The organism is Nonomuraea sp. NEAU-A123, from assembly GCF_018603905.1.
GTDB lineage: Bacteria > Actinomycetota > Actinomycetes > Streptosporangiales > Streptosporangiaceae > Nonomuraea.
In genome coordinates, this window is the sequence record NZ_JAHFZZ010000005.1 from 329,308 (window position 1) to 351,630 (window position 22,323).

The window sequence follows — 22,323 nt, forward strand, 5'->3', positions numbered from 1 at the left end:
GGTCGTCCCGGCCGCGCGGCGCTCCATCCGTTCCGGTCGCCGGGCTTCCGGCGACCGGAGTGGATGCCGCTGCCGGCACCGCGTACACCGTCACGATCAGCCTCGGCACGAACCGCCGCCAGCGGTCATGCCGGCCTTCCCGTGCCGGTGTACGGCCCGCCAGGTATTCGCCCGGCAACTGCCGCTGGATTTCCCTAACGCGTGGCTATGTGTTCGGCGATCGCGGCCGCCAGGGTCCGCTCGCAGGTGGCGGCGTCGTCGGCGGCCCAGCATACGTAGCCGTCGGGGCGCAGGAGCAGGGCCGCCGCGCCCAGGTCGGCCGCGCACTTGGCCCGTACGAGATCCACCCGGGAGGGGAGCCGGAGCTCGGCCGGGATGATCCCGGCCAGGTCGAGCAGGACCGCGTGCCCCGCCCCGAACAGCGCCGACAGACGGACCGGCTCCGTGCCGACGAGCAGGTCGGCGTCCGGCACCCGCTGCCCGGCCAATGGATGCGCGCCGCCGAGGTCGTAGCCCAGCGACAGGCCGGACATCAGGCCCGCCATGTGGCGGTTGGCGTCCGGCAGCCGCAGCAGATCGGTGAAGATGTCGCGCAGCGCGACCACGTCCTCGCTCGGCCGCGGCATGGCCAGCACCCGCTGCGCGGACGTGTGGTGCAGGACTCCGGCGGCCACCGGATGCCGTTCGGCCTGATAGCCGTCCAGGAGGCCGTCGGGCGCCCGGCCCTGGACGGTCGCGGCCAGCCGCCAGCCGAGGTTGATCGCGTCCTGCACGCCGATGTTCAGGCCCTGGCCGCCGAACGGCGGGTGGATGTGCGCCGCGTCGCCCGCGAACAGCACGCGGCCCACCCGGTAGTCCGCCAGTTGCCGGGTCGCGTCGGTGAAGCGCGAGGCGTTGTCCACCGCGCGCAGCACGGTCTCCTCGCCGTAGACGGCCCGCAGCGCGGTGGTGATCTCCTCCTCCGTGACCGGCGCGTCGCGGTCGCCCCTCTGGTCCTCGCTGCCGAAGGTGAACCGGTAGCGCTCGCCGCCGATCGGAACCAGCATGGCCCAGTAGCCGCCGCCCTCGCCGATCAGCTCGCTCATGTGACCCAGCCCCTGGGGGACCGACGCCGACGTGGCGGACAGCCGGACATCGGCCAGCACCGCCACGAACGTGCCGTCCCTGCCGGGGAACGGCAGCTCGAGCAGCTTGCGAACGGTGCTGCGGCCACCGTCGCACCCGACCAGATAATCGGCCCGGAACCGCTGCCCGGCGGCGGTCACCATCACCCCGCCGTCGTCCTGCTCGACCGCCGTGACCGCGGCGTCGCGCAGGACCCGCGCGCCGCGGGCGGTCGCGGCCTCCTCCAGGACCGCCTCGATCTCCCACTGCGGGACCCCGATCGGGTACGGATGCCGCGTACGCCACGGCTCGCAGTCCAGCGGCACCGGCAGGGCCGCGAAATGGCCGCCCACCGGCTCTCGTGTCATGGCCCGGCTCCGCAGCGGCTCCAGCAGCCCGCGCAGCTCCAGCAGCTCAGCCGTACGGGCCTGGATCGTGCCGCCCTTCGTCTGTTCGATGCGCTCGGGCAGCCGCTCCAGCACCAGCGTGCCGACCCCGGCCAGCGCCAGCTCGTACGCCAGCATCAGGCCGGTCGGCCCGGCCCCCGCGATGACCACCTCGGTGTCCCTCACGACCCCTCCTCTTTCCGTCGCCTGAGTGCGAATGTATACCCAGTGCAGAAAAAGTCCAAGTGCAGATTTCTGGTAATGTGGCGAGCGTGACCAGCGAGCCCGGCCTGCGCGAGCGCAAGAAGCAGCGGACGCACACGGCGATCTCCGAGGCGGCGATCGAGCTGTTCCTGCGGCATGGGTTCGACCAGGTGTCCGTGTCCCAGGTCGCGGAGGCGGCCGAGGTGTCCAGGCGCACGTTGTTCGCCTATTTCCCGGCCAAGGAAGACCTCGTGGTGCACCGGTTCGCCGATCACGAGGCGGAGGCCGGCCGGGTGGTCCGGGACCGGCCGGCGGACATGGCGCCGCTGGAGGCGCTGCGGGTGCACTACCTCGACGGGCTGGCCAGGCGTGACCCGGTCACCGGTCTCAATGACCTGCCCGCGATCGTGGCGCTCTACCGGATGGTCCTGGAGACCCCGGCGCTGGTGGCCCGGATGTACCGCTTCCAGGCGGGGGCCGAGCAGGAGCTCACCGATGCGCTGCACGAGACGGCGGGCGTCGGTGAGTTCGCCGCGCGCCTGGCGGCCGTCCAGATCGTGGCGGTCCACTGGACGCTGACGCTGGACAACGCCAGGCGGCTGGCGGCCGGCGAGGCAGCGGACGAGCGCTACGCGGGCGCGGTGAGCGAGGCCGAGCAGGCGTACGCCCTGCTGGCCAACGGCCTGGGCCGGTTGGGCGCACCGGGCGGGGCTTGAGCCGTCAGCCGCTGGGCGTGCCGAAGATGTCGTCGCGGGCCATCGACAGGGCGGTGTCGACGGCGCCCATGAGGACTGGGTTGCCCACGACCGTGGTGACGCGTACCTCCGTGAGCACCGGGGCGAGGGCGGCGAGGCGGTCGGCGACCTGGAGGGCCAGCTTCTCGCCGCCCGCGCGGCCGGTGCGCCCGGCGAGGATCACCAGGCCGGGGTCCACCACCGCCACCATGGGGAACGCCGCCGCCGCGACGCGCACGGCCAGCTCGCCCATGACCGGCCCAGCCGCCTGTGGGCCGCCAGTCGCGGGCCCGCCCGTCCCCAGTCCGTCTACGACGTTGCCGGAGAGCAGGTCGCACAGCAGGCCGCTGCGCGTGTCGAGGAAGCCGATCTCGCCCGCGCCGCCAGAGACCCCGCGGCGCAGCCTGCCGCCCAGCACCACGGCCGCCCCCACCCCGTCGTCCAGCCAGAGCAGCGCGAAGTCGTCCCGGCCCACCGCCGAACCCGCGCGGTGCTCGGCGATGGCGGCCAGGTTCACCTCGTTCTCCAGGAGGACCGGCGCCGCGATGCGAGCCCGCATCGCCTCCAGCAGGCCAGGATGCCGGCCGGGCACGTCGTTCACCAGTGACAGGTCGCCGGTGCGCGGATCCACCAATCCGGGCGCGCCGACCACGACCGCGTGCATGGCCAGCGGCCCGGCCGCCTCCGCCAGCGCGTCTGCGATGATCACGTCGAGGTCGCCGTCCAGCTCGCGCACGGCCGAGCCCGCGATCCGCCCGGTGATGTCGGCCACGGTCACGTTGACGACGGAACGCCGCACGTCGACACCCGCCACGTGGGCCCGGCCCGCCACGATCCCGTAGAGCCGGGCGTTCGGCCCACGCCGATCGCCGCCCGCCTCGCCGGTGACCTGGATCAGACCACCGGCCTGCAGCCGCTCGATCAGGTCGGACACCGTGGGGCGCGACAGCCCGGTCAGCTCGCGGACCTGCGGAGCGGTCAGGGGGCCGCGGTCGAGCAGCAAGTCGAGGACCAGGCGGTCGTTGATCGCCCGGGCCGTGCTGGGAGTCGCGGTCCGCATTCCGCCTCTATTCATCAGGAACCCTGCCTGTTAATTTATCAGTCGTGAGAGATACCCATCATCGTGCGATTGCCGCCGTCTTCGCGGTCCACGGCGCCGTGGGCGGCAGCCTGGCGACCCGGATGCCCTGGGTGCAGGACCATCTCGGGCTCGATCCCCGTGTGCTCGGACTGGCGCTGCTCTGCCCGTCGGCCGGGGCGTTCGCCGGGATACTGGTGTCCGGGCGGCTGGCCCACCGCTATGGCGGGCGCGCGGTGACCCGGCTGCTGCTGGCGTCGTGGTGCGCGGCGCTGGCGCTGCCCGCGCTCGCGCCCGGCCTGCCGTGGCTGTGCGTCGCGCTGCTGCTGTTCGGGGCGGCGGCGGGCGCCACGGACATCGTGATGAACGCCCAGGGCGTGGTGGTCGAACGGCGGCTCGGGCGCTCCATCATGTCGAGCCTGCACGGCATGTGGAGCGTGGGGAACCTGGCCGGAGCCGGGATCGGCGCCCTGGCCGCCCAGGTCGAGCTGGATGCCCGTGTCCATCTGGCCGGGATGGCGGTGGTGTTGCTGGTCGCGGGCGGCCTGCTGAGCCGCGGGTTGCCGGAGTCGAGGTCCGAACCGGGGTCGGCGAAGCCGCGCCGCTTCGCCGTGCCGTCGCGGGCGATCCTCGCGATCGGGCTGGTCGGGCTCTGCGCGACCTTCAGTGAGCTGTCCGGCGCGCAGTGGGCGGCCGTCTACACCGTGAGGGTCACGGGGGCGAGCGAGGGCGTGGGCGCGGCCACGTACGCGATCTTCGCGGCCTTCATGGTGGTCACCAGGCTGAGCGGGGACCTGATCGTGCGGCGGCTCGGGCCGGTGGCGACGGTCAGGGCCGGTTCGGCGCTGGCCACGCTGGGCGGTGTCGTGCTGGTCGCGGGCCGTACTCCGGGGCTGAGCATCGCGGGGTTCGCGCTGCTCGGGGTGGGGGTCGCGGTGATCGTGCCGCTGGTCTTCGCCGCGGCGGGTCACGCGGGGCGCACGCCGGGCGAGGGGGTGGCGGGGGTCGCGACGATCACCTATCTGGCCGGCCTCGTGGCGCCCGCCGTCACCGGGTGGGTGGCCGGGGTCACGTCGTTCCCCACGGCGTTCGGGCTGATCACGTGCGCCACGCTCGCGATGGGGTGCATCGCGGGCGTGCTCCGTCCCCGGCCCACCCCTTCGCAGAACCGGGAGTACGAAGTCGTGGCGTAACCGAAAGCCCTGACCAGCCGCGTGGGTGGCTGCCGTCCGAAGACGGCAGCCACCGTTGTTCCGGCTACGCCGCGAGGGCGTTCTCCAGGAGTGGCCGGTGGCGCAGCATCCAGGCCGCCGCCCGTGCCTGCCAGGCCAGGGCCCACAGCGGGCCCGGGTCCCTGGACTCGGGCGTGATCCGCGACCTGACCGCCACGGACGCGCAGTCACGGATCGCGAACTCGATCATCCGCGTGACGAAGCCGTCGCGTTCGGCGGCGGGCAGCCCGTAACCGTCGAGGAAGCGGCGCAGCTGACCCGCGCGTGCCTCCGCGCCGGGCAGGTGCTGCCGTTCGGCGACGTCGTCGTCGTGCAACTGGGCGTTCCACCACGCGGCACCCGCCACGTCGTCCAGCCGGTTGATCGGACCGGCGCTGGTCCAGTCGATGTACGCGACCGGCAGGCCGTCGCGGGCCACGGTGTGCCACGGTCCCGTGTCGCGATGGCTGATGATCGCATCGGACCCGGAACTCTCGAACGGCCACGGCTGCCACACCGCGTCCGGCGGCGGCCGGAATCCGGCCGTCGCGTCGTGGAGCTCGCGCAGCAGGCGGCCCGCCTGCCACACGCCCTCGTCGGACCAGGCGTGCGGGTGGACGAAGTCGCCGTCGATGTAGGTGACGGCGTCACGTCCCTCCTCGTCGTAACCGTCGCCGACGAGCTGCGGGCTTCCGGTGAAGCCCACGTTCTCCAGATGCAGCAGCAGCGCGTGAACGCTGTCCGTCCACGGCCCGGCCGGGCGCAGCACGACGTCGCCGTGCCGGACCACCGGCGTGGGATTGCCCTCGGCCCCCAGCAGGGGCTCGAAGGATGATGGGGAAGACACTCTTGCTCCTCGTGATCGTGATGGAAGATCACTCCAACGCGAGGAGCCCGGTACGCGTCAGGCGACCTCTCGCGTCGAAGTGTGAGCCGAGACCTCGCCGAGGACCTTGGTGGCCATGTGCCACACCTCCTGATGAATCGCGGGAACCGTCCCGGCCGACGCTGCCACGGAGGGGGAGGCCGTTCAACGCATTTTCCGCCGCTACGGCAGGAGTGGTTCGCGGCCTGCCGGGGTGACGCCCGCGCGGTCGATGGCCGTCTCGATCCCGTCGAGCACGACGGTGAGCCCAGCCGCGAAGGCCGGTCTCGCCTTGTCCTCCAGATAGGTCGTGGCCTGGCTGGAGCGGGGAGGCGGAGGCGGGGGCGGGTCGTCGGTCTCGATCCAGACGACCATCGGGAAGCGTTCGGCGAAGCCGGGGGCGACCTCTTCGAGCAGCGCCGATCGGGCGTGCCACCACTCCTCGTCGGACACGCCGGTCACCGCCGGCGCCTGATGTGACTCCGCGACCGTCCTGGCCGCGCCCCGGATGAAGTCGGTCAGCAGCGAGACGATGCCCCGGAGCCGGCCGCCGCGCAGCCCGGTGGCGCGGAGCAGGCCCACCAGCGTCTCCAGCATCGCGAACTCGTTGGGCCCCAGCACCGGCCGGGCCTGCGACACCTGCAACACCCATGGGTGGCGGACGTAGAACGCCCAGACGTCCCCGGCCCACGACGTCACGGCCGCCCGCCAGCCGCCTTCCAGGTCGTAGCCGGTGGGCAGCTCGGCCAGGGCGTGGTCGTACATCAGGTCGATCAGTTCGCTCTTGCTGGGCACGTACGTGTAGAGGGCCATCGCCGTGCGGCCGAGGCGCTCGCCCACCGCGCGCATGGACAGGGCCGCCATGCCCTGCTCGTCGGCGACCGCGATCGCGGCGTCCACGATCATGTCCACGCTCAGCCCCGGTTTGGGGCCGGGACCGGTACGGGGCTCCTCCGGCGCCGTCGCGCGCCACAGCAGGCCCATCGAGCGGCGCGCGTCTCCCTGGCCGGCGAAGACCACCACCTGACGACTCCTCACGGACGGGGTAATTCCTTACGCCATAAGGCTATCAGCGGTGATCACCGGAGTGCGGAACGGTGCGTGGGTGGCCGTTGGGGCAGGCTGATCAGGCGCAGGCCGGCTGACACCAGCGTCCAGCCGAGCGCCGTCACACCGGCCGCCCACCGGGGCGGGAGCCCTCGCCGGCAGTCTCGGTGCAGGCGCCACCTGGTGACCTCGGCTCGTAATTCGGCGGCTCTGTGTCGTTCGGTGTAGAGGTGCATGTCGGGGTGCATGTGCCGACCTCCTGGAAGTCTCAAGCGCGGAACGGGAATCCGTAGAACTGCAGGGCGACCTGCTCGCGGCCTTCGGTGTCGCCCGCCTGCTGTGCGGCCCTGCCGTGCGCCCACCACCGCTCGACGACCGCGTTGATCTCCTGGCCGAGCTGTCGCAGCTCCTCGGTGGTGAGCGAGGTCATGTGTTCGGAGTTGAACGCCGCGCTGCGCCACTCCGCCGGCCAGGCGGGCTCCTCGTCGAGGAAGCGCTCGTACAGCTCGCCCTGCACCCGGTAGGCCACGCGGGTCAGGGCGGTGCGGGCGGCGACGACCTCCGGGGGGTCGTCCGGGCCCTGGGCTTTGACGCTGAGGTGCTGGGAGACGACCTGCCACCAGCGCTCCCTGCCGTCGCCGCTCTGCGGCTCGGCCTCCTCGATGAGGCCGAGCGCGGCCAGCTTGCGCAGGTGATAGCTGATCAGGGAGACGGCTTCGTCGACCTGGTCGGCCAACTGGGAGGCGGTCGCCGTGCCGGCCACGAGGACGGCTCGGTAGAGCTTCAGGCGCAGCGGGTGCGTGAACGCCTTGAGCTCGTCGAGATCGCTGATGCGGCGGGTCTCATGCTGGGCCATGCCCCCCACCATAGAAGCGAAAGAAAATTTGCGCAAATAAAGTTGCGCATCTCGGCTTGCCGTTTGGTGCACAAGATCGCACCCGGAGGAAGGCGCGGACCTCGGTGTTCTCGGCCGGGAGGCGGGCCGGGGAAGGATTCTTCCCCGGGGTGGTGGCAGGAAGGATAGGCAACACTAAACTGAGCCGCGAAGTTGAGACCGAACGCCGCTCCAGACCCTGGTGGCTCCCTGTTCCACGTCTTCAGACGAGGAGAGGACCAGGATGGATGAGCGACGAGTCCGCCGCGCTTTCCTCGAGCTCGCGGACACGCTGCGCCCCGGCTTCGATCTCAAGGACCACCTGCGCGCACTGGCCCGGCACGGCGCGGAACTGCTCCAGGTCACCGCCGCCGGAGTGCTTCTGCTCGACCGGCCCGGAGCCGAGCTGGCGGCCGCCTCGGACGACGTGGCGCACGAGCTCCAGCTCCTGCAGCTCCGTTACGCGGAAGGGCCGGGGCTGGACTGCTACCACGGCGCCTGGCCGGTGTTCTGCCGCGACATGACCGGGGAGAGCGGAGGCTGGCCCCGGTGGGCGCCCGCCGCCCGCGCCGCCGGGTACGCCGCGGTCCACACACTGCCGATCCGCCTGCGCGACCAGCGGCTCGGTGCGATGAGCCTGTTCCGCGCCACCACGGGAGACCTGGACCCCGCGCTCGCCGAGCTCGGCCAGGCGATGACGGAGGTGGCCGCCATCGGCATCCTCCAGCAGCGGACCGTACGCCGGCAGGAGCTCGTGGCCGAGCAGCTCCAGAACGCCCTGGACAGCCGCGTCCTCATCGAGCAGGCGAAAGGCATGCTGGCCGAGCGCCTGGGCGTCGGCATCGAGGACGCCTTCGGCGTGCTGCGCGAGCACGCCCGCGCCCGCAACCGCAAGCTCCTGGACGTCGCCCAGGAGGTGACCGACGGGGTCCTGTGGATCGCGCCTCACGGTTAGTACGGGAGGCGACGATCGCGGGCCGAATAGGATCGGCCTCATGAACGGCGAGCCGGAGGAGCAGGCCCCCGACCAGTCGCGGGACGCTATCGACGTGATAGTGGAGCAGTGGCGTCGCGAGCGGCCCGACCTGGATCTGTCGGCCATGGCGGTGTTCGGCCGGATCGCTATGGTGTCGCGGGTCGTGGAGGCGGCGGTCGAGCAGGTGTTCGCGCGTCACGGGCTGCGTCAGGGTGAGTTCGACGTGCTGTCCGCGCTGCGCAGGGGCGGGTCTCCGTACACGCTGATTCCGTCGGAGCTGTCGGCGACGCTGATGATGTCGCGGGCCGGCATGACCAACCGCCTCGACCGGCTGGAGGCGGCGGGGCTGGTCGAGCGGAGTCTCGACCCGGCCGACCGCCGCAGCTTCCGCATCGCGCTCACCGAGGAGGGGCGGCGGGTCATCGACGCCGCGCTCACCGAGCACGCCGCCAACCTGACCCGGCTGGCCTCCGGCCTGTCGCCGGACGACACGGCCCTGCTCGCGCGCGTCCTGCGCGGCCTGCTGACCACACCCGGCTGAAGCGGCCACGCCTGGTTGAAGCGGCCACGCTCGGCTGAAGCGGCCACGCTCGGCTGAAGCGGCCACGCCCGGTTGAAGCGGGCGCGCATCCCCACGCCGGGTTGAAGCGGGCTCGCGTACCCGCGCCTGGCTAACGCGAGCCCGCAGCTTAGAGACCGCTCCCGAGCCGGCGGTACGCGGCTCCGGGGTGGTTGTCCGGCAGCCGGTGGATGCCCTCGCCGAGCAGCCGTTCGCGCAGCGTGCCGTCGCCGTACTCGGTGCGGTAGCGGCCACGTCGCTGCAGCTCGGGCACGACCAGCTCGATGAAGTCCGCGACCGTCCCCGGCGACAGGTACTGCATCAGGTTGAAGCCCGCCGCCCCCGTCTCGTCGGCCCAGCGCTCGATCTCGTCGGCCACGTGCTCCGGCGTGCCCGCGGCGAAGAAGGGGCCGCCCTGGCCGATCCCGCCGATCGAGCCGAGCACGTCGCCGACGGTCAGCCCCCGGCCCACCAGGGGGCGCACGGCGCGCTCGGTGAAGTCGCCGCCCCGCGCCACGATGTCGTCGATCAGCTCCGCGGGGTCGTAGGCGGCCAGGTCGATGCCGCTGCCCCGCTGAGCCAGGAAGCCTTCCGGCCGGATGTACCGCTGGAGGTCGGCGACCTTCGCGTCCGCCTCCTCCTGCGTCCTGCCGACGATCACCGAGGCGCCGGGGAACACCTTGACGTGGTCGGGGTTCCGGCCGTGGGCGGCGGCGCGGCGTCTGAGGTCGGCGATCTCCGCCCGCAGCGCCTCCAGGGACGGCGCGCCGGCGAAGATCGCCTCGGCGTGCCTGGCCGCGAAGTCCTTGCCGCGCTCGGAGTTGCCCGCCTGGTAGAGCACCGGCGTGCGCTGCGGAGACGGCTCCGACAGGTGCGGTCCGGCCACCCTGAAGTGCTTGCCGTCGTGGTCGATGGGATGGACCTTGGCGGGGTCGGTGTAGACGTGGCGGTCCCGGTCGCGGATCACCGCCCCGTCCTCCCAGCTGCCCTCCCACAGCTTGTAGAGCACCTCCAGGTACTCCTCGGCGATCTCGTACCGCAGGTCGTGCTCGATCTCGTCGTCGAGGCCGAAGTTCCGGGCCGCGCTGCGCAGGTAGGAGGTCACCACGTTCCACGCCACCCGGCCCTTGGTGAGGTGGTCCAGCGTGGACATCCGCCGGGCGTGCGCGAACGGCGGCTCGTAGGTGGTGGAGAACGTCACCGCGAACCCCAGATGCCGCGTCACCGCCGCCATCGCGGGCACCACGAGCAGCGGGTCGTTCGCCGGGATCTGCACCGCCTCACGGATCGCGGTCTCGGGCCCGCCCCGGTAGCGGTCGTAGGCGCCGACCACGTCGGCCAGGAAGACCGCGTCGAACAGCCCCCGTTCCAGCAGCTTGGCCAGGTCGGTCCAGTACTCCAGGTCGGTGTAGCGGTGGCGGTTGTTGTCCGGGTGCGACCACAGCCCGTGCTGGATGTGGCCGACGCAGTTCATCTCGAACAGGTTGAAGTGGATGATGCCGCTCATCGTGGATTGCTCCTGGGGGCGATGCCGTTCAGGTGGAAGTCGCCGACGTCGTGCACCTTCAACCGGCGCGGATCGTGGATGGTGTGCGTGCGCGCGTTGCGCCAGTGGCGGTCCAGGTTGAGCGAGCGCGGCGCCGCGGAGGCCCCGGCCAGCTCGTACCACTCGCTGGTCACCCGGTTCGCCGCCCGGTCGGCCTGCGCGCGGGCCGCCGCCATCGCCACGGCCGCCTCGCCCGCCCAGCGCGCCGCCTCCTCGGCGTCGTCACCGGCCGCCGCGATCGCCGCGCGGGCCTCGTCGACGGTGTTGCCCGCGCTCTCCAGCAGCGCCCTGGCCGCCCGCGTCAGTACGGCCAGCTCGCCGAACCGCTGCACGACCACCGGATCTTCGACCACCCGCGCGGCTTCGCGCCCCGGCCAGCCGCCCTTGGTGTAGCCGCGCAGGAACGCGGCGGCCTCCGCCAGCGCCCCCTCGGCGATCCCGGTGTCGATGGCGGCGTGAATGAGCAGCCCGAAGCTCCGGAACGTGCTCACCTCGTTCACCACACCCGGCATCACCCGTCCGGCGGGCACGAACACGTCCTTGAGCAGCACCGTCCCGCTCGCGGTCGTGCGCTGGCCCATCCCGTCCCAGTCGTCCACGACCGTCAGCCCGCGCGTGTCACGCGGCACGAACGCGATGTGGTGCAGATCCTCGCCGTCCAGGGCGACCACCGGGATCCAGTGCGCGAACAGAGCCCCGGTCGAGTAGATCTTGCGCCCCGAGATCAGGAAGCCGCCGTTGTGCGGCCGCAGCCTGGCGTGCTCGCGGGCGCCGTCGGGGCCGCGGGCGTCCACGGCGGCATTGCCCAGCCGTCGCCCCGCCAGCACCTCGCGGTAGAAGAACTCCTGCTGCTCCGGCGTGCCGTTCTCCCTGATGGCGTCCACGTACCAGAAGTGGTTCTGCGGGATCTGCCCGATGCTGGCGTCGGCGGCCGACAGCTCCCTGATGACCGCGCCGAGCGTCGCGGTGCGCACGCCCGCGCCGCCGTGCGCGGCCGGGACCGTGATGCCGAGCAGGCCGCTGCCGGACAGTTCCGCCAGCTCCGTCACCGGCAGGATCCGCTCGGCGTCCCGCCGCGCCGCCCCTTCGGCGAAGCCGCGGGCCAGCGCGCGGGCCACCTCCACGGCCTCCTCGTCGTTCTTGATCACATGCGTCATGTCACACCGCCGTCAGTCTCGGGATGGCCGCGATGAGTTCCTGGGTGTACGGATGCGACGGCGCGCGGAAGACCGTCTCCACGGGACCCTCCTCGACCACCCGGCCGTCCTTCATCACCAGCACCCGGTCGCAGACGTGGTAGACCACGCCCAGGTCGTGCGAGATGAACAGGTAGGCGACCCCGGTCTCCCGCTGCACGTCCTCCAGCAGATCCAGCACCTGGGCCTGCACCGACACGTCGAGCGCGGACACCGGCTCGTCGCACACGATCACCCCCGGCTCGGGGGCCAGCGCCCGCGCGATGGCGACCCGCTGGCGCTGGCCGCCGGACAGGTGCAGCGGGCGCCGCGCCAGGTGCTGCGCGCCGAGCCCGACCAGCTCCAGCAGCTCCACGGACCGCTCCCGCCGCAGCCGGCGGGGCCCCCCGGCCACCGCCAGCGCCTCGGCGAGCACCTTGGCGACCGTGTAGCGCGGGTCGAACGCGGCCAGGGTGTCCTGGTAGACGAGCTGTACGTCCCTGCGCAGGGCACGGCGGCCGGGCCCGGTCCACGACTGCCCACGCACCTCCACCGTGCCGGCGTCGGGCTCGGTCAGCCCGAGCGCGATCCTGGCGGTCGTCGTCTTGCCCGACCCCGACTCGCCCACGATCCCCACCGTCTCTCCGGCCCGTAGCGCGAACGACACCTCCCGTACGGCGGGCCGTCCGCCGAAGGATTTGCTGATGCCGTCGGCCCGCACCACCACCTCGCCCGGCGCCCGGCGGGGCGGCGCGGGGGAGGGGCCCGTGCCGGAGAGCCGGGTGCCCTTGGTGTGCTCGGCCGGGATCGCCCGGAGCAACTGCTTGGTGTAGTCGTGCTCGGGCTGCGACAGCACCCGCGCGGTCGGCCCGTGCTCGACGACGCGGCCGTCCTTCAGCACCGCCACCCGATCGGCCAGCCGGGCCACCACGGCCAAATCATGGCTGATGACCAGCAGCGATCTGTCCTTGCTCTTGAGCTCGGCCAACAGGTCGAGGACCTGTGCCTGCACGGTGACGTCGAGCGCGGTCGTCGGCTCGTCGGCGATGACCAGTTCGGGTTCGCCCGCGATGGCGGTTGCGATCAGCGCCCGCTGCCTGAGCCCGCCGGACAGTTCGTGCGGTAGTTGCCCGGCCCGCAGCTCGGGCTCCGGCACGCCGACCTGGGTGAGCAGTTCGGCCACCCGGGCCGTGCGCGCCGTGCCCGACAGGGTGGTGTGCGCGGCGAGCACCTCGGCGATCTCCTTGCCGACCTTGCGCAGCGGGTCCAGCGACACCAGGGCGTCCTGGAGCACGAAGCCGATCCGGCCGCCGCGGATGCGCCGCCAGCCGCGTTCCCGCACCCGGGTCAGGTCCTGGCCGCCGAACGTCAGCTCGTCCGCGCTCACCCGCGCGCCTTCGCCGGTCAGCCCGACGAGGGTGCGCGCGGTGACGCTCTTGCCGGAGCCGGACTCGCCGACCAGGGCCAGGCACTCGCCGCGCCGGATCTCGAAGGAGACGCCGTCCACGGCGGTCACGCCGCCGAATGCGACGCGTAGATTCTCCACCTTCACCAGGGTCACCAGGACTTCCCCTCTGATCGCAATCTGAGCGCCCGGCCGACGACGGTCACGCTGATCACCGTCAGCGTGATCGCCGCGCCCGGGAACACGCCGTACCACCAGGCGCGCGAGATGAAGTTGCGGGCGGTCGACAGCATCGAGCCCCACTCGGGCTCCGGCGGCGGCGTGCCGAGGCCGAGGAAGCTCAGCGCCGACCCGGCCACCAGGGCGGAGCCGACGCCGATGGTGGCCAGGATCAGCACCGGCTTGACGGCGTTCGGCAGCACGTGCCGGAACACCACCCGCGGCGCCGACAGGCCCAGCGCGTGGGCCGCCTCCACATAGCTGGACCCGCGGATGGTCAGCGTCTGCGCACGGACCAGCCGCGCGTAGCCGGGGATGCCGGCCACGCCGATGGCCAGCAGCGCGTTGGACGTGCCGCCGCCCGCCACGGTGATGACCACCAGGGCCAGCAGCAGTTCGGGGAAGGCCAGCCCGATGTCGGAGATCCGCATGATGACGTTCTCCACGAGCCGGTTGCCCAGGCCCGCCGCGAGTCCCAGCAGCCCGCCGAAGGTCAGCGCGATGGCGATCGCGCCGAAGCCGAGCAGCAGGGACGTACGCGTGCCGTACACGATGCGGCTGAAGACGTCCCGGCCGTTCTCGTCGGTGCCGAGCAGGTGGCCGGCGCCGGGTGGCTTGAGCGTGCGCGCGCTGTCGACGGCCAGCGGGTCCTGGGCGGTGAACAGGTGCGGGGCGACGGCGGCCAGTACGAGCAGGACCAGCACGGCCGCGGCCAGATAGACGCCGGGACGCTTCACGAGACCCCCTTCGCGACGGGACGCACCCCGGCGACGGGCCGCAGCCTGGGGTCGATGGCCAGGTAGAGCAGGTCGACCACGAGGTTGACCAGCACGTAGATCCAGGCCGACAGGAGCACGACGCCCAGCACCACCGGCAGGTCCTTGGCGTTGACGGCGGAGATGAGCAGCCGGCCGATGCCCTGCCGGGTGAACAGCGTCTCGGTGATGACCGCGCCGCCCAGCAGGGCGCCCACCCAGTAGCCGGTCATGGTGACCAGCGGCATCAGGGCGTGCCTGAGCGCGTGGCGCAGCCGCACGGTCAGGTCCGCGAGGCCGCGGGTACGGGCGCTGACGATGAACGGCTCGTCGAGCACCTCCTCGAGGGCCTCGCGCAGCACGTGGCCGAGCACCCCCGCGATCGGCAGGGCCAGGGCGAGGGCGGGCAGGACCAGCGAGGCGAGCCCATGGCTGCCGGTCGCCGGGAACAGCCGCAGCCCGAACGAGAAGACGGTCAGCAGCACGATCCCCAGCCAGAACGTCGGCGTCGAGGCGACCACCAGCTCGGAACCGGCGGCCAGCCCACGGATCCAGCGGCGCCGCTTGGCCGTCGCGACCGCGACCGCGAGAGCCAGCGCGAGCCCGATGACCGCCGCGGCCAGCGCCAGCTCGACGGTGGCTGCGGCCTGCTCGCCGATCGCCTGGGTGACCGGGGTGTGCAGCCGATAGGACGTGCCCAGATCGCCGCGTACGATGCGCCACAGGTGGTCGAGGTACTGGAGGTACCACGGCTGGTCGAGGCCGTATTCGGCGGTGACCTGGGCGATCACCTCGGGGGTCGGGGCGGCGTTCTCCCCGCCGACGATCGCCTGGGCGGGATCGCCGGGGGTGAAGTGCAGCACCAGGAAGGTCAGGGTCGCCGCACCCCACAGCACGCCGACCCCGGCCAGCAGGCGCCAGCCGACCAGTCTCAGGATAGAGGTGATCGTCATTCGTCCAGCCAGGTGTCGTAGAAGTACGGCGACGGGTAGGCCGGGGTGAACGACAGGTCGCGCACCTTCTTCTGGTACGAGACGGGCCGCGGGTCGTTGTAGAACGGGATGGCGGGCACCAGCTCGATCAGCCGGGCCTGCGCCTGGTTGTACAACTCGGCCCGCGCGGCCTTGTCCGTGCTCTCCCTGGCCTGCTGCAGCAGGTCGTCGACCTTGGCGTCCTTCAGGCGAGCCACGTTCTGGCCGCGCCTCTGGTCCGTGGTGATGTTGTCCGAGGAGTACTGGATCCACAGCACGTCGGCCGTGTTCGTGGCCCACAGTCCCGAGGTCAGGTCGTAGTCGCCCTTGAGCGAACGGTCGCTCAGCTCCTGCTCGGGCGGCGTCTGGATCTGGATGTCGAGGCCGATCTTCTTGGCCGCGGCCTGCGTCTGCACGGCGATCTGCATGCGCTGGGCGGGGAAGTTCGCGGCGATGGGGAAGAAGGCGGTCAGCCGCTTGCCGTTCTTGACACGGATGCCGTCGGCGCCCTTGGTGGTCCAGCCGGCCTCGTCGAGCAGCCGGTTCGCCTTGGCGGGGTCGTAGGTGATCCGGCCTTCGAGGCCGCTGGCGTAGCCGGGGGTGGACGGGGTGACGAAGCCCTGCGCCACCTCGTACTGGCCGAAGGAGATGCCGCCGATGATCGACGTGCGGTCCACGGCGGCCAGCAGCGCCTGGCGCACCTTGACGTCGTCGAAGGGGGCGCGCGAGGTGTTCAGCCAGAACGACATCGGGTGGCCGGGCCGGATGGCGCTGAGGAAGCCCAGGTCCGGGTTGGCCTTGACGTCCTCGACGTTCTGGGGCGGGGTGAAGTCGATCGCGTTCACCTCGCCGGCGGCCAGCGCGTTGTAGCGGGTGGCGTCCTCGGTGAGGAAGCGGATCTCCAGTTTGTCCAGGTACGCGGGGCCCGTGTGCTTGGCGCCCTTCGGGCCCCAGTTGTAGTCGGGGTTGCGGTGGTAGGTGATGCTCTGGCCCTTGGTCCACTTGTCGAAGACGAACGGCCCCGAGCCGATCGGGTGCTCGCAGATGGTCTGCGGGGCCTCCTTGATCTGCTTGGGGGAGATCATGCCGAGGTAGCCCTGGGCGAGGATGTCCAGGAAGGGGGAGTACGCCGAGCTCAGGTGGACCTCGAGCGTGTGGTCGTCGACGACCTTGGCATCCTTGTACGGCGCGATGTAGGCCGCGGCCAGCGGTGACTTGGTGGCCGGGTCCTTCATGTGCTCGAAGTTGACCTTGAGCGCCTCGGCGTCCCAGACCGCCCCGTCATGAAATTTCACGCCTTGGTGGAGCTTGAAGGTGTAGGTGAGGCCGTCTTGGGAGACGGTCCAGCTGTCGGCCAGCCAGGGCTGGACCTTGCCGCTCGCGTCGAACCACACCAGCGAGTCCGCCACGGGCACGGTCGTCACGGGGCCGTCGGAGCTGGCGTTGCCGTGCGGGTCGAGGCAGGTCGGCTCCTGGCCGTTCTCCCCGAGGACAAGGGTGCCGCCCGTCTTGGAGTCCCCGCCCTGTGCCCCGGTGGCGGTGCCGCAGGCGGTCAGCAGCAGCGCGAGGGCGAAGGCGGCGGCGGTACGGATCTTCGTCATGGTTCAGCCCAGCCAGGTGTCGTAGAAGGTGACCGCGCCGTACGCGTGGTCCCAGTCCAGGCCGTGCACCTGCTTCTGGAACGACACGAGGCTCGGCCGGTTGTACAGGGGGATGGCCGGCGCGAGGTCGATCAGCCTGGCCTGCGCCTGGTTGTAGAACTCGGCCCGCTCGGCGTCGCCGGTGGCCTTGCGGGCCTGCTCCAGGAGGCCGTCGAGGGCCGGGTCGGCGAGCCTGGTGACGTTCTGGCCGCGGCGCTTGGCGGTGGTGATGTTGTCCGAGGCGTACTGGATCCACAGCACGTCGGCGGTGTTGGTGGTCCAGATGCCGACGGACAGGTCGAAGTCGCCGGCCGCCGTGCGATCGGCGGAGACCTGCGGCGTGACGTTCTGGATCTTTATCTCGATGCCGACCTTGGCGGCGGCGGCCTGGGTCTGCACCAGGATCTGGGTGTTCTGCGGGTTCACCCCCGTGTCGAGCGCGATCGCGGTCAGCCGCTTGCCGTTCTTGACGCGGATGCCGTCGGCGCCCTTGGTGGTCCAGCCGGCCTCGTCGAGCAGTTGGTTCGCCTTTGCGGGGTCATAGGTGATCCGGCCATCGAGGCCGCCCGCGTAGTCGGGCGTCGAGGGGGTGATGAAGCCGGTCGCGAGCTTCCACTGGCCGAACGAGACGCTGTCGATGATCGCCTTGCGGTCTACCGCCAGCGTGAGCGCCTGCCGCACCTTGAGGTCGCCGAAGGGCGCCCGGCCCGTGTTGCGCCAGATGGAGAACGGGTGTCCCGGCCGGTCGATCGTGGTGAAGCCCAGGTCTTGGTTGGCCTTCACGTCCTGGACGTTCGACGGCGGGGTGTTGTCGATGACGTTCACCTCGCCCGACAGCAGGGCGTTGTAGCGGGTCGCGTCCTCGCCGAGGAAGCGGATCTCCAGGCCGTCCAGCCGGGCGGGGCCCGTGTGCGCCGCGCCGGGCGGGCCCCAGGCGTAGTCCGGGTTCTTCCGGTAGGTGATGCTCTGACCCTTGGTCCACTTGTCGAAGACGAACGGTCCCGAGCCGATCGGGTGCTCGCAGGTCGTCCCCGGAGCCTCCTTGATCTGCTTGGGAGAGATCATCGCGAGGTAGGACTGGGCGAGCACGTTCAGGAACGCGGAGTACGGCGAGGTCAGGTGGACCTCCAACGTCTGGTCGTCGACGACCTTGGCGTCTTTGTAGGGCGCGATGTAGGCGGCGGCCAGTGGTGACTTGGTGGCCGGGTCCCTCATGTGCTCGAGGTTGACCTTGAGCGCCTCGGCGTTCCAAACCGACCCGTCATGAAATTTCACGCCCTGGCGCAGCTTGAAGGTGTATGTCAGTCCGTCAGGGGAGATCTTCCAGCTCTCGGCCAGCCAGGGTTTGAGCTTGCCCGTGGCGTCCTGCCACAGCAGGGAGTCGAAGATCGGCCGGTCGACGACCGTGGTGTTCGTCGTCACAAGCTGGTGCGGGTCGAGGCAGGCCGGCTCGTCGCCGTTCTCACCGAGCACGAGCGTGCCGCCCGCTTTGGGCGCGCCGCCGGTGGTGGTGCCACCGGTGGCTCCCGTGCCCGAGCTCGTGCCACACGCCATCGGCGACATCAGGGACGCGATCAATGCCACGGCGAGCAGCGGTTTTCTAGGCATGGGAGCCTTCCTCTCGGCAAAACAGGTATTGCCTACCGGATATACAGGGATTACGGTGAACCATAACGTATATGCAGAACGGACGAAAAACCATGACCAATGTCATCGCGGATGACGCCGAGGCGCTGGCCGTGGCCCGCGACCTGGCCGGGGAATTCGCGGTGGACGCGGCCGTACGCGACGCCGAGCGCCGTCTGCCGGGCCCCGAGCTCGATCGGCTCTCGGCCAGCGGGCTGCTCGCGATCACCGTGCCCCGCGCGTACGGCGGAGCCGACGTGCGGGCCGGGACCGTCGCCGAGGTGTTCAGGCTGCTGGCCGCCGCCGACCCGAACATCGCGCAGATCCCCCAGAGCCACTTCGTCTACGTCAACGTGCTGCGGCAGCAGGGGGACGCCGACCAGCGGAAGTTCTTCTTCGAGGAGGTCCTGGCCGGCAAGCGGTTCGGCAACGCCCAGTCGGAGGCGGGCACCAAGCACGTTCAGGACTACCGCACCAGGCTGGTCCCCGGTGCCGACGGCGACTTCGTGCTGAGCGGGACCAAGCACTACAGCACCGGCGCGCTGTTCGCCGACTGGATCCCCGTGCTGGCCAGGCGCGAGGACGACACCCTGCACGTGGCCTACATCCCGCGCGACGCCCCCGGGCTGACCGTGGTCGACGACTGGGCCGGCATGGGGCAGCGCACCACGGCCAGCGGCACGGTGCTCCTGGACGACGTGGCCGTACCCGGGTCCAGGGTCGTACCGCACCACCTGACCTTCACCGGGCCGCAACTGCACGGCGCGCTCGCGCAACTGCTGCACGCCGCCATCGACGTCGGCATCGCCGCGGGCGCGCTCGACGAGGCCGCCGAGTTCGTCAGGACCAAGGCCCGGCCATGGTTCGAGAGCGGTCATGACCGCGCGGCCGACGACCCGCTGATCCTTCAGCGGGTCGGCGAGCTGGCCGTCAAGGTGCGGGCCGCCGAGGCGCTGCTCGGCGTGGCCGGCGCCGCCGTCGACGCGGCCCGCGCGGACCTGACCGACGAATCGGCCGCCGCCGCCTCCATCGCGGTCGCCACCGCGAAGGTGTTCGCGGACCCGGTCGCCGTGGAGCTGGGCAGCGCGGTCTTCGAGCTGGGCGGCACGCGGTCCAGCCTCGACGGGCTCAACCTGAACCGGCACTGGCGCAATGCCCGCACGCACACCCTGCACGATCCGGCCCGCTGGAAGATCCAGCACATCGGGCGGTACGTACTCAACGGGCAACTCCCGCCCCGCCACGGCCTGCTCTAAGGGGAATAACGATGACCTTGACGTTCCACTGGTTCCTGCCCACCTACGGCGACAGCCGTGACATCGTCGGCGGCGGCCACGGCCTGCCCGCCGGATCGGCCGGCGGCGCCCGCCCGGCGACCCTGGCGTACCTGCGCCAGATCGTGCACGCGGCCGAGCAGCTCGGCTTCGTCGGCGCGCTGACACCGACCGGCGCCTGGTGCGAGGACGCCTGGCTGACCACGGCCATGCTCGCCGACACCACGGAGCGGCTGAAGTTCCTGGTGGCCTTCCGTCCGGGGCTGGTGTCGCCGACCCTGGCCGCCCAGATGGCCGCCACCTTCCAGCGGCACTCCGGGGGACGGCTGCTGCTCAACGTCGTGACCGGCGGCGAGAGCCACGAGCAGCGCGCGTACGGCGACTTCCTGGACAAGGAGCAGCGCTACGCGCGTACCGACGAGTTCCTGCACATCGTACGGACGCTGTGGCGCGGCGAGACGGTCTCCTTCACCGGCGAGCACCTGCGTGTCGAGGACGCCCGGCTCAACCGGCTGCCCGACCCGGTGCCCGAGGTCTACTTCGGCGGCTCGTCCCCGGCGGCGGGCCGGGTGGCGGCCCGTCATGTGGACGCCTACCTGACCTGGGGCGAACCGCCCGCCGCGGTCGCCTCGAAGATCTCCTGGGTGAACGGGCTCGCCGCCGCCGAAGGCCGTACGCTCCGGCACGGCATCAGGCTGCACGTGATCTCCCGTGACACCAGCGAGCAGGCCTGGGCCCAGGCGCGCCGGCTGCTCGACGGCATCGACCCGCAGACCGTCGCCCAGGTGCAGGAGGGCCTGGCCCGCAGCGAGTCGGAAGGCCAGCGGCGGATGCTCGACCTGCACGGCGGCAAGCGGGACGACCTGGAGATCTACCCCAACCTGTGGGCGGGCGTGGGGCTGGTCCGCGGCGGCGCGGGCACGGCGCTCGTCGGCAGCCACGCCGAGGTCGCCGACCGCATCGAGGAGTATCACCGGCTCGGGATCACCGAGTTCGTGCTGTCGGGGCATCCGCACGTCGAGGAGGCGTACTGGTTCGGCGAGGGCGTGCTGCCGATCCTGCGCGAGCGCGGGCTGTGGCGGCATCCGTTCGAGCCCGGAGAGTCCGAGCCGGCCTCGATCCCGTTCGCGGGGGCAGCGGCCCGATGACCGCCTCCACCCGCGTGGGCGGCGGCCGTGCGGATCTGCTGCGACAGCGGGCCGCCGAGCTGCTGCCCGAGATCGCCGCCGGGGCCGCCGAGCGGGAACGCCTCCGCGAGCTGCCGCACGCCCAGATCCGGGCGCTCGCCGCCAACGGCCTGTTCACCTTCAGAATCCCCGTCGAGTACGGCGGAGCGGGCGCGTCCGTGCAGGAGGTGTTCGCCTTCCTCATCGACCTGGCCGCGGCCGACTCGAACATCGCCCAGGCGGTCCGCCCGAGCTTCGGCCGCGTCGAGCACCTGCTGGCGGCGGCCGAGGCCGAGCGGCGGACGTGGTATCCGCGGTTCCTGGCCGGAGACGTCTTCGGCAACGCGGGCTGGGAGGTCGGCGGCCCCAGCGGCGCCGTCCGCACCCGCATCACCCGGCAGGGCGACCACTTCGAGGTCAACGGCAGCAAGTACTACAGCACCGGAGCCCTCTACGCCGACTGGATCGGCCTGTCCGCCGTGGACGACGACGGCGAGAAGGTGTTCTTCACCCTGCCCCGCGACCGGCCGGGGCTGGAACTCGTCGACGACTTCGACGGCGTCGGCCAGCGGCTGACCGCCAGCGGCACCACGAAGCTCACCGCCGTCACCGTGTACCCGGAGGAGATCAGCCGGCGCGGCGGCCAGGGTCGTTCGGCCGTCACGCCGTTCCTGCAGCTCTACCTGGCCGCCGTGGAGGCGGGCATCGCCAGGAGCGCGCTCGGCGACGCGGTCGCCTTCGCCCGGGCCAAGTCCAGGCCGATCGAGCACAGCAGCGCGGATCGCTCGGTGGACGACCCGTACGTTCAGCACGCGGTGGGCGAGATCGCCGCGCGGACCTACGCCGCCGAGGCCGCCGTCCTGCGCGCGGCCTCGGCGATAGACCGGGCCTGGGCGACCGCCGCCTCAGACTCGGACGGGCGCGACCTGAACGGGCGCGACCTGAACGGGCCCGATCAAGGCGGGCTCGATCAGGACGCGTTGACGGAGGCGGCGGTCGAGGTCGCCCAGGCGCAGTTCTTCGCGGTCGAGTCGGCGTTGAAGGCGGCCGAGCTGCTGTTCGACGTCGGTGGCGGCACCGCCGTGGCGCAGCGGCACAACCTGGACCGGCACTGGCGCAACGCGCGCACGGTCGCCAACCACAACCCGCGGTCCTGGAAGGCGGCCGTGGTCGGCGCCCACCGCCTCAACGGCACGGAACCGCCGCTCAACGGCCTGTTCTGACCAGGCGTTTCGAAGGCGGCGACGATCCGCTCGTCCTCCGGCGGCACGGGGCCGGCGGCGTCCAGCGCGATGGCGCCGAGTACGTACACCATGACCGTGTAGCTCGCGCGCGGGTCGGGCAGGGCGGCGAGCAGGCTCTCGCCTGCCCGCGCCGCGACCGGCCCGCTGACGGCTGCGCCGAGGATCGACGGCATCGCCGCGGGATGGCGCATGAGCACCGGGCGCAGGTTCGGCGCGAAGACCGTGATCCGCGCGTGCGGCTCGCGATCCCCGTCCTCCAGTAGG

At 71.8% G+C, this 22,323-nt stretch carries 21 protein-coding genes; 8 read left to right on the forward strand and 13 right to left on the reverse strand.

Annotated features, from left to right (window positions below; all coding sequences use genetic code 11):
• Nucleotides 1-194 precede the first annotated feature (194 nt).
• Nucleotides 195-1,676, reverse strand: coding sequence for an FAD-dependent monooxygenase (locus KLK06_RS17280; protein WP_214636486.1), 1,482 nt, complete (start codon nucleotides 1,674-1,676; stop codon nucleotides 195-197).
• 86 nt (nucleotides 1,677-1,762) lie between these two features.
• Between KLK06_RS17280 and KLK06_RS17285 the strand changes: the two genes are divergently transcribed.
• Nucleotides 1,763-2,410 (forward strand): TetR family transcriptional regulator, encoded by a 648-nt coding sequence (locus KLK06_RS17285; protein ID WP_214636487.1) that lies wholly within the window; start codon nucleotides 1,763-1,765, stop codon nucleotides 2,408-2,410.
• A 4-nt stretch (nucleotides 2,411-2,414) separates the two neighbouring features.
• Here the strand turns inward: KLK06_RS17285 and KLK06_RS17290 are convergent, their stop codons facing one another.
• Entirely contained in the window at nucleotides 2,415-3,488 is a 1,074-nt protein-coding gene (locus KLK06_RS17290; RefSeq protein WP_214636488.1) for an ROK family transcriptional regulator, read from the reverse strand.
• 44 nt (nucleotides 3,489-3,532) lie between these two features.
• Between KLK06_RS17290 and KLK06_RS17295 the strand changes: the two genes are divergently transcribed.
• Nucleotides 3,533-4,699, forward strand: a complete 1,167-nt coding sequence (locus tag KLK06_RS17295; RefSeq protein ID WP_214636489.1) for an MFS transporter — start codon at nucleotides 3,533-3,535, stop codon at nucleotides 4,697-4,699.
• A 64-nt stretch (nucleotides 4,700-4,763) separates the two neighbouring features.
• On the opposite strand, the gene KLK06_RS17300 is transcribed toward KLK06_RS17295, so the two are convergent.
• The 4 genes from KLK06_RS17300 to KLK06_RS17315 all read right to left on the reverse strand — a co-directional run bounded on the left by KLK06_RS17300 (nucleotide 4,764) and on the right by KLK06_RS17315 (nucleotide 7,485).
• Nucleotides 4,764-5,564 (reverse strand): aminoglycoside phosphotransferase family protein, encoded by an 801-nt coding sequence (locus KLK06_RS17300; RefSeq protein ID WP_214636490.1) that lies wholly within the window; start codon nucleotides 5,562-5,564, stop codon nucleotides 4,764-4,766.
• A 201-nt stretch (nucleotides 5,565-5,765) separates the two neighbouring features.
• The gene (locus KLK06_RS17305; protein ID WP_214636846.1) at nucleotides 5,766-6,605 is read right to left on the reverse strand and encodes a TetR/AcrR family transcriptional regulator; all 840 of its coding nucleotides are present in this window, start codon (nucleotides 6,603-6,605) and stop codon (nucleotides 5,766-5,768) included.
• Nucleotides 6,606-6,661: 56 nt separating this feature from the next.
• Complete coding sequence (locus KLK06_RS17310; RefSeq protein WP_214636491.1) at nucleotides 6,662-6,877, reverse strand: hypothetical protein; 216 nt, start codon at nucleotides 6,875-6,877, stop codon at nucleotides 6,662-6,664.
• 20 nt (nucleotides 6,878-6,897) lie between these two features.
• A complete protein-coding gene (locus KLK06_RS17315) occupies nucleotides 6,898-7,485 on the reverse strand; it encodes a helix-turn-helix domain-containing protein (protein WP_214636492.1) in 588 nt (195 codons plus the stop codon).
• Between the two features lie 262 nt (nucleotides 7,486-7,747).
• Between KLK06_RS17315 and KLK06_RS17320 the strand changes: the two genes are divergently transcribed.
• Nucleotides 7,748-8,458, forward strand: coding sequence for a GAF and ANTAR domain-containing protein (locus KLK06_RS17320; RefSeq protein ID WP_214636493.1), 711 nt, complete (start codon nucleotides 7,748-7,750; stop codon nucleotides 8,456-8,458).
• A 40-nt stretch (nucleotides 8,459-8,498) separates the two neighbouring features.
• Nucleotides 8,499-9,020 carry a MarR family winged helix-turn-helix transcriptional regulator gene (locus tag KLK06_RS17325; protein ID WP_214636494.1) on the forward strand — a complete coding sequence of 174 codons (522 nt, stop codon included), beginning with the start codon at nucleotides 8,499-8,501 and terminating at the stop codon, nucleotides 9,018-9,020.
• Between the two features lie 148 nt (nucleotides 9,021-9,168).
• Here the strand turns inward: KLK06_RS17325 and KLK06_RS17330 are convergent, their stop codons facing one another.
• Genes KLK06_RS17330 through KLK06_RS17360 form a run of 7 tightly spaced genes read right to left on the reverse strand, consistent with a single transcriptional unit; the run spans nucleotide 9,169 to nucleotide 18,126 of the window.
• Nucleotides 9,169-10,545 (reverse strand): LLM class flavin-dependent oxidoreductase, encoded by a 1,377-nt coding sequence (locus KLK06_RS17330; RefSeq protein WP_214636495.1) that lies wholly within the window; start codon nucleotides 10,543-10,545, stop codon nucleotides 9,169-9,171.
• Nucleotides 10,542-11,741 (reverse strand): SfnB family sulfur acquisition oxidoreductase, encoded by a 1,200-nt coding sequence (locus KLK06_RS17335; protein WP_214636496.1) that lies wholly within the window; start codon nucleotides 11,739-11,741, stop codon nucleotides 10,542-10,544. Before KLK06_RS17335 ends, KLK06_RS17330 begins: the two co-directional genes overlap by 4 nt.
• A gap of 1 nt (nucleotide 11,742) precedes the next feature.
• Nucleotides 11,743-13,320 carry an ABC transporter ATP-binding protein gene (locus tag KLK06_RS17340; protein ID WP_308168300.1) on the reverse strand — a complete coding sequence of 526 codons (1,578 nt, stop codon included), beginning with the start codon at nucleotides 13,318-13,320 and terminating at the stop codon, nucleotides 11,743-11,745.
• On the reverse strand, nucleotides 13,317-14,120 hold the full coding sequence (locus KLK06_RS17345) for an ABC transporter permease (protein WP_214636497.1): 804 nt from the start codon (nucleotides 14,118-14,120) through the stop codon (nucleotides 13,317-13,319). The genes KLK06_RS17340 and KLK06_RS17345 overlap by 4 nt, the downstream gene beginning before the upstream one ends.
• On the reverse strand, nucleotides 14,117-15,091 hold the full coding sequence (locus tag KLK06_RS17350) for an ABC transporter permease (RefSeq protein WP_214636498.1): 975 nt from the start codon (nucleotides 15,089-15,091) through the stop codon (nucleotides 14,117-14,119). The genes KLK06_RS17345 and KLK06_RS17350 overlap by 4 nt, the downstream gene beginning before the upstream one ends.
• Nucleotides 15,088-16,710 carry an ABC transporter substrate-binding protein gene (locus KLK06_RS17355; RefSeq protein ID WP_214636499.1) on the reverse strand — a complete coding sequence of 541 codons (1,623 nt, stop codon included), beginning with the start codon at nucleotides 16,708-16,710 and terminating at the stop codon, nucleotides 15,088-15,090. The genes KLK06_RS17350 and KLK06_RS17355 overlap by 4 nt, the downstream gene beginning before the upstream one ends.
• Nucleotides 16,711-16,713: 3 nt before the next feature.
• Nucleotides 16,714-18,126, reverse strand: coding sequence for an ABC transporter substrate-binding protein (locus KLK06_RS17360; RefSeq protein ID WP_374197127.1), 1,413 nt, complete (start codon nucleotides 18,124-18,126; stop codon nucleotides 16,714-16,716).
• Between KLK06_RS17360 and KLK06_RS63070 the strand changes: the two genes are divergently transcribed.
• From KLK06_RS63070 to KLK06_RS17375, 4 genes are read left to right on the forward strand one after another with little or no spacing between them, the layout of a single operon-like run.
• Entirely contained in the window at nucleotides 18,013-18,423 is a 411-nt protein-coding gene (locus tag KLK06_RS63070; protein WP_374197120.1) for a metallopeptidase TldD-related protein, read from the forward strand. The genes KLK06_RS17360 and KLK06_RS63070 overlap by 114 nt on opposite strands.
• 26 nt (nucleotides 18,424-18,449) lie before the next feature.
• Entirely contained in the window at nucleotides 18,450-19,631 is a 1,182-nt protein-coding gene (locus tag KLK06_RS17365) for an SfnB family sulfur acquisition oxidoreductase (protein WP_214636501.1), read from the forward strand.
• An 11-nt stretch (nucleotides 19,632-19,642) separates the two neighbouring features.
• Nucleotides 19,643-20,797, forward strand: a complete 1,155-nt coding sequence (locus tag KLK06_RS17370) for an LLM class flavin-dependent oxidoreductase (RefSeq protein ID WP_214636502.1) — start codon at nucleotides 19,643-19,645, stop codon at nucleotides 20,795-20,797.
• Complete coding sequence (locus KLK06_RS17375; RefSeq protein WP_214636503.1) at nucleotides 20,794-22,038, forward strand: acyl-CoA dehydrogenase family protein; 1,245 nt, start codon at nucleotides 20,794-20,796, stop codon at nucleotides 22,036-22,038. Before KLK06_RS17370 ends, KLK06_RS17375 begins: the two co-directional genes overlap by 4 nt.
• Nucleotides 22,039-22,323: the final 285 nt, after the last annotated feature.

Excerpts from the sequence above, each read along its gene's own strand:
- KLK06_RS17290 (WP_214636488.1), bottom strand. The coding sequence starts at position 3,488 with ATGCGGACCGCGACTCCCAGCACGGCCCGGGCGATCAACGACCGCCTG.
- KLK06_RS17310 (WP_214636491.1), bottom strand. The coding sequence starts at position 6,877 with ATGCACCCCGACATGCACCTCTACACCGAACGACACAGAGCCGCCGAA.
- KLK06_RS17315 (WP_214636492.1), bottom strand. The coding sequence starts at position 7,485 with ATGGCCCAGCATGAGACCCGCCGCATCAGCGATCTCGACGAGCTCAAG.
- KLK06_RS17320 (WP_214636493.1), top strand. The coding sequence starts at position 7,748 with ATGGATGAGCGACGAGTCCGCCGCGCTTTCCTCGAGCTCGCGGACACG.
- KLK06_RS17325 (WP_214636494.1), top strand. The coding sequence starts at position 8,499 with ATGAACGGCGAGCCGGAGGAGCAGGCCCCCGACCAGTCGCGGGACGCT.
- KLK06_RS17330 (WP_214636495.1), bottom strand. The coding sequence starts at position 10,545 with ATGAGCGGCATCATCCACTTCAACCTGTTCGAGATGAACTGCGTCGGC.
- KLK06_RS17335 (WP_214636496.1), bottom strand. The coding sequence starts at position 11,741 with ATGACGCATGTGATCAAGAACGACGAGGAGGCCGTGGAGGTGGCCCGC.
- KLK06_RS17350 (WP_214636498.1), bottom strand. The coding sequence starts at position 15,091 with ATGACGATCACCTCTATCCTGAGACTGGTCGGCTGGCGCCTGCTGGCC.
- KLK06_RS17355 (WP_214636499.1), bottom strand. The coding sequence starts at position 16,710 with ATGACGAAGATCCGTACCGCCGCCGCCTTCGCCCTCGCGCTGCTGCTG.
- KLK06_RS63070 (WP_374197120.1), top strand. The coding sequence starts at position 18,013 with ATGAAATTTCACGCCCTGGCGCAGCTTGAAGGTGTATGTCAGTCCGTC.
- KLK06_RS17365 (WP_214636501.1), top strand. The coding sequence starts at position 18,450 with ATGACCAATGTCATCGCGGATGACGCCGAGGCGCTGGCCGTGGCCCGC.
- KLK06_RS17370 (WP_214636502.1), top strand. The coding sequence starts at position 19,643 with ATGACCTTGACGTTCCACTGGTTCCTGCCCACCTACGGCGACAGCCGT.
- KLK06_RS17375 (WP_214636503.1), top strand. The coding sequence starts at position 20,794 with ATGACCGCCTCCACCCGCGTGGGCGGCGGCCGTGCGGATCTGCTGCGA.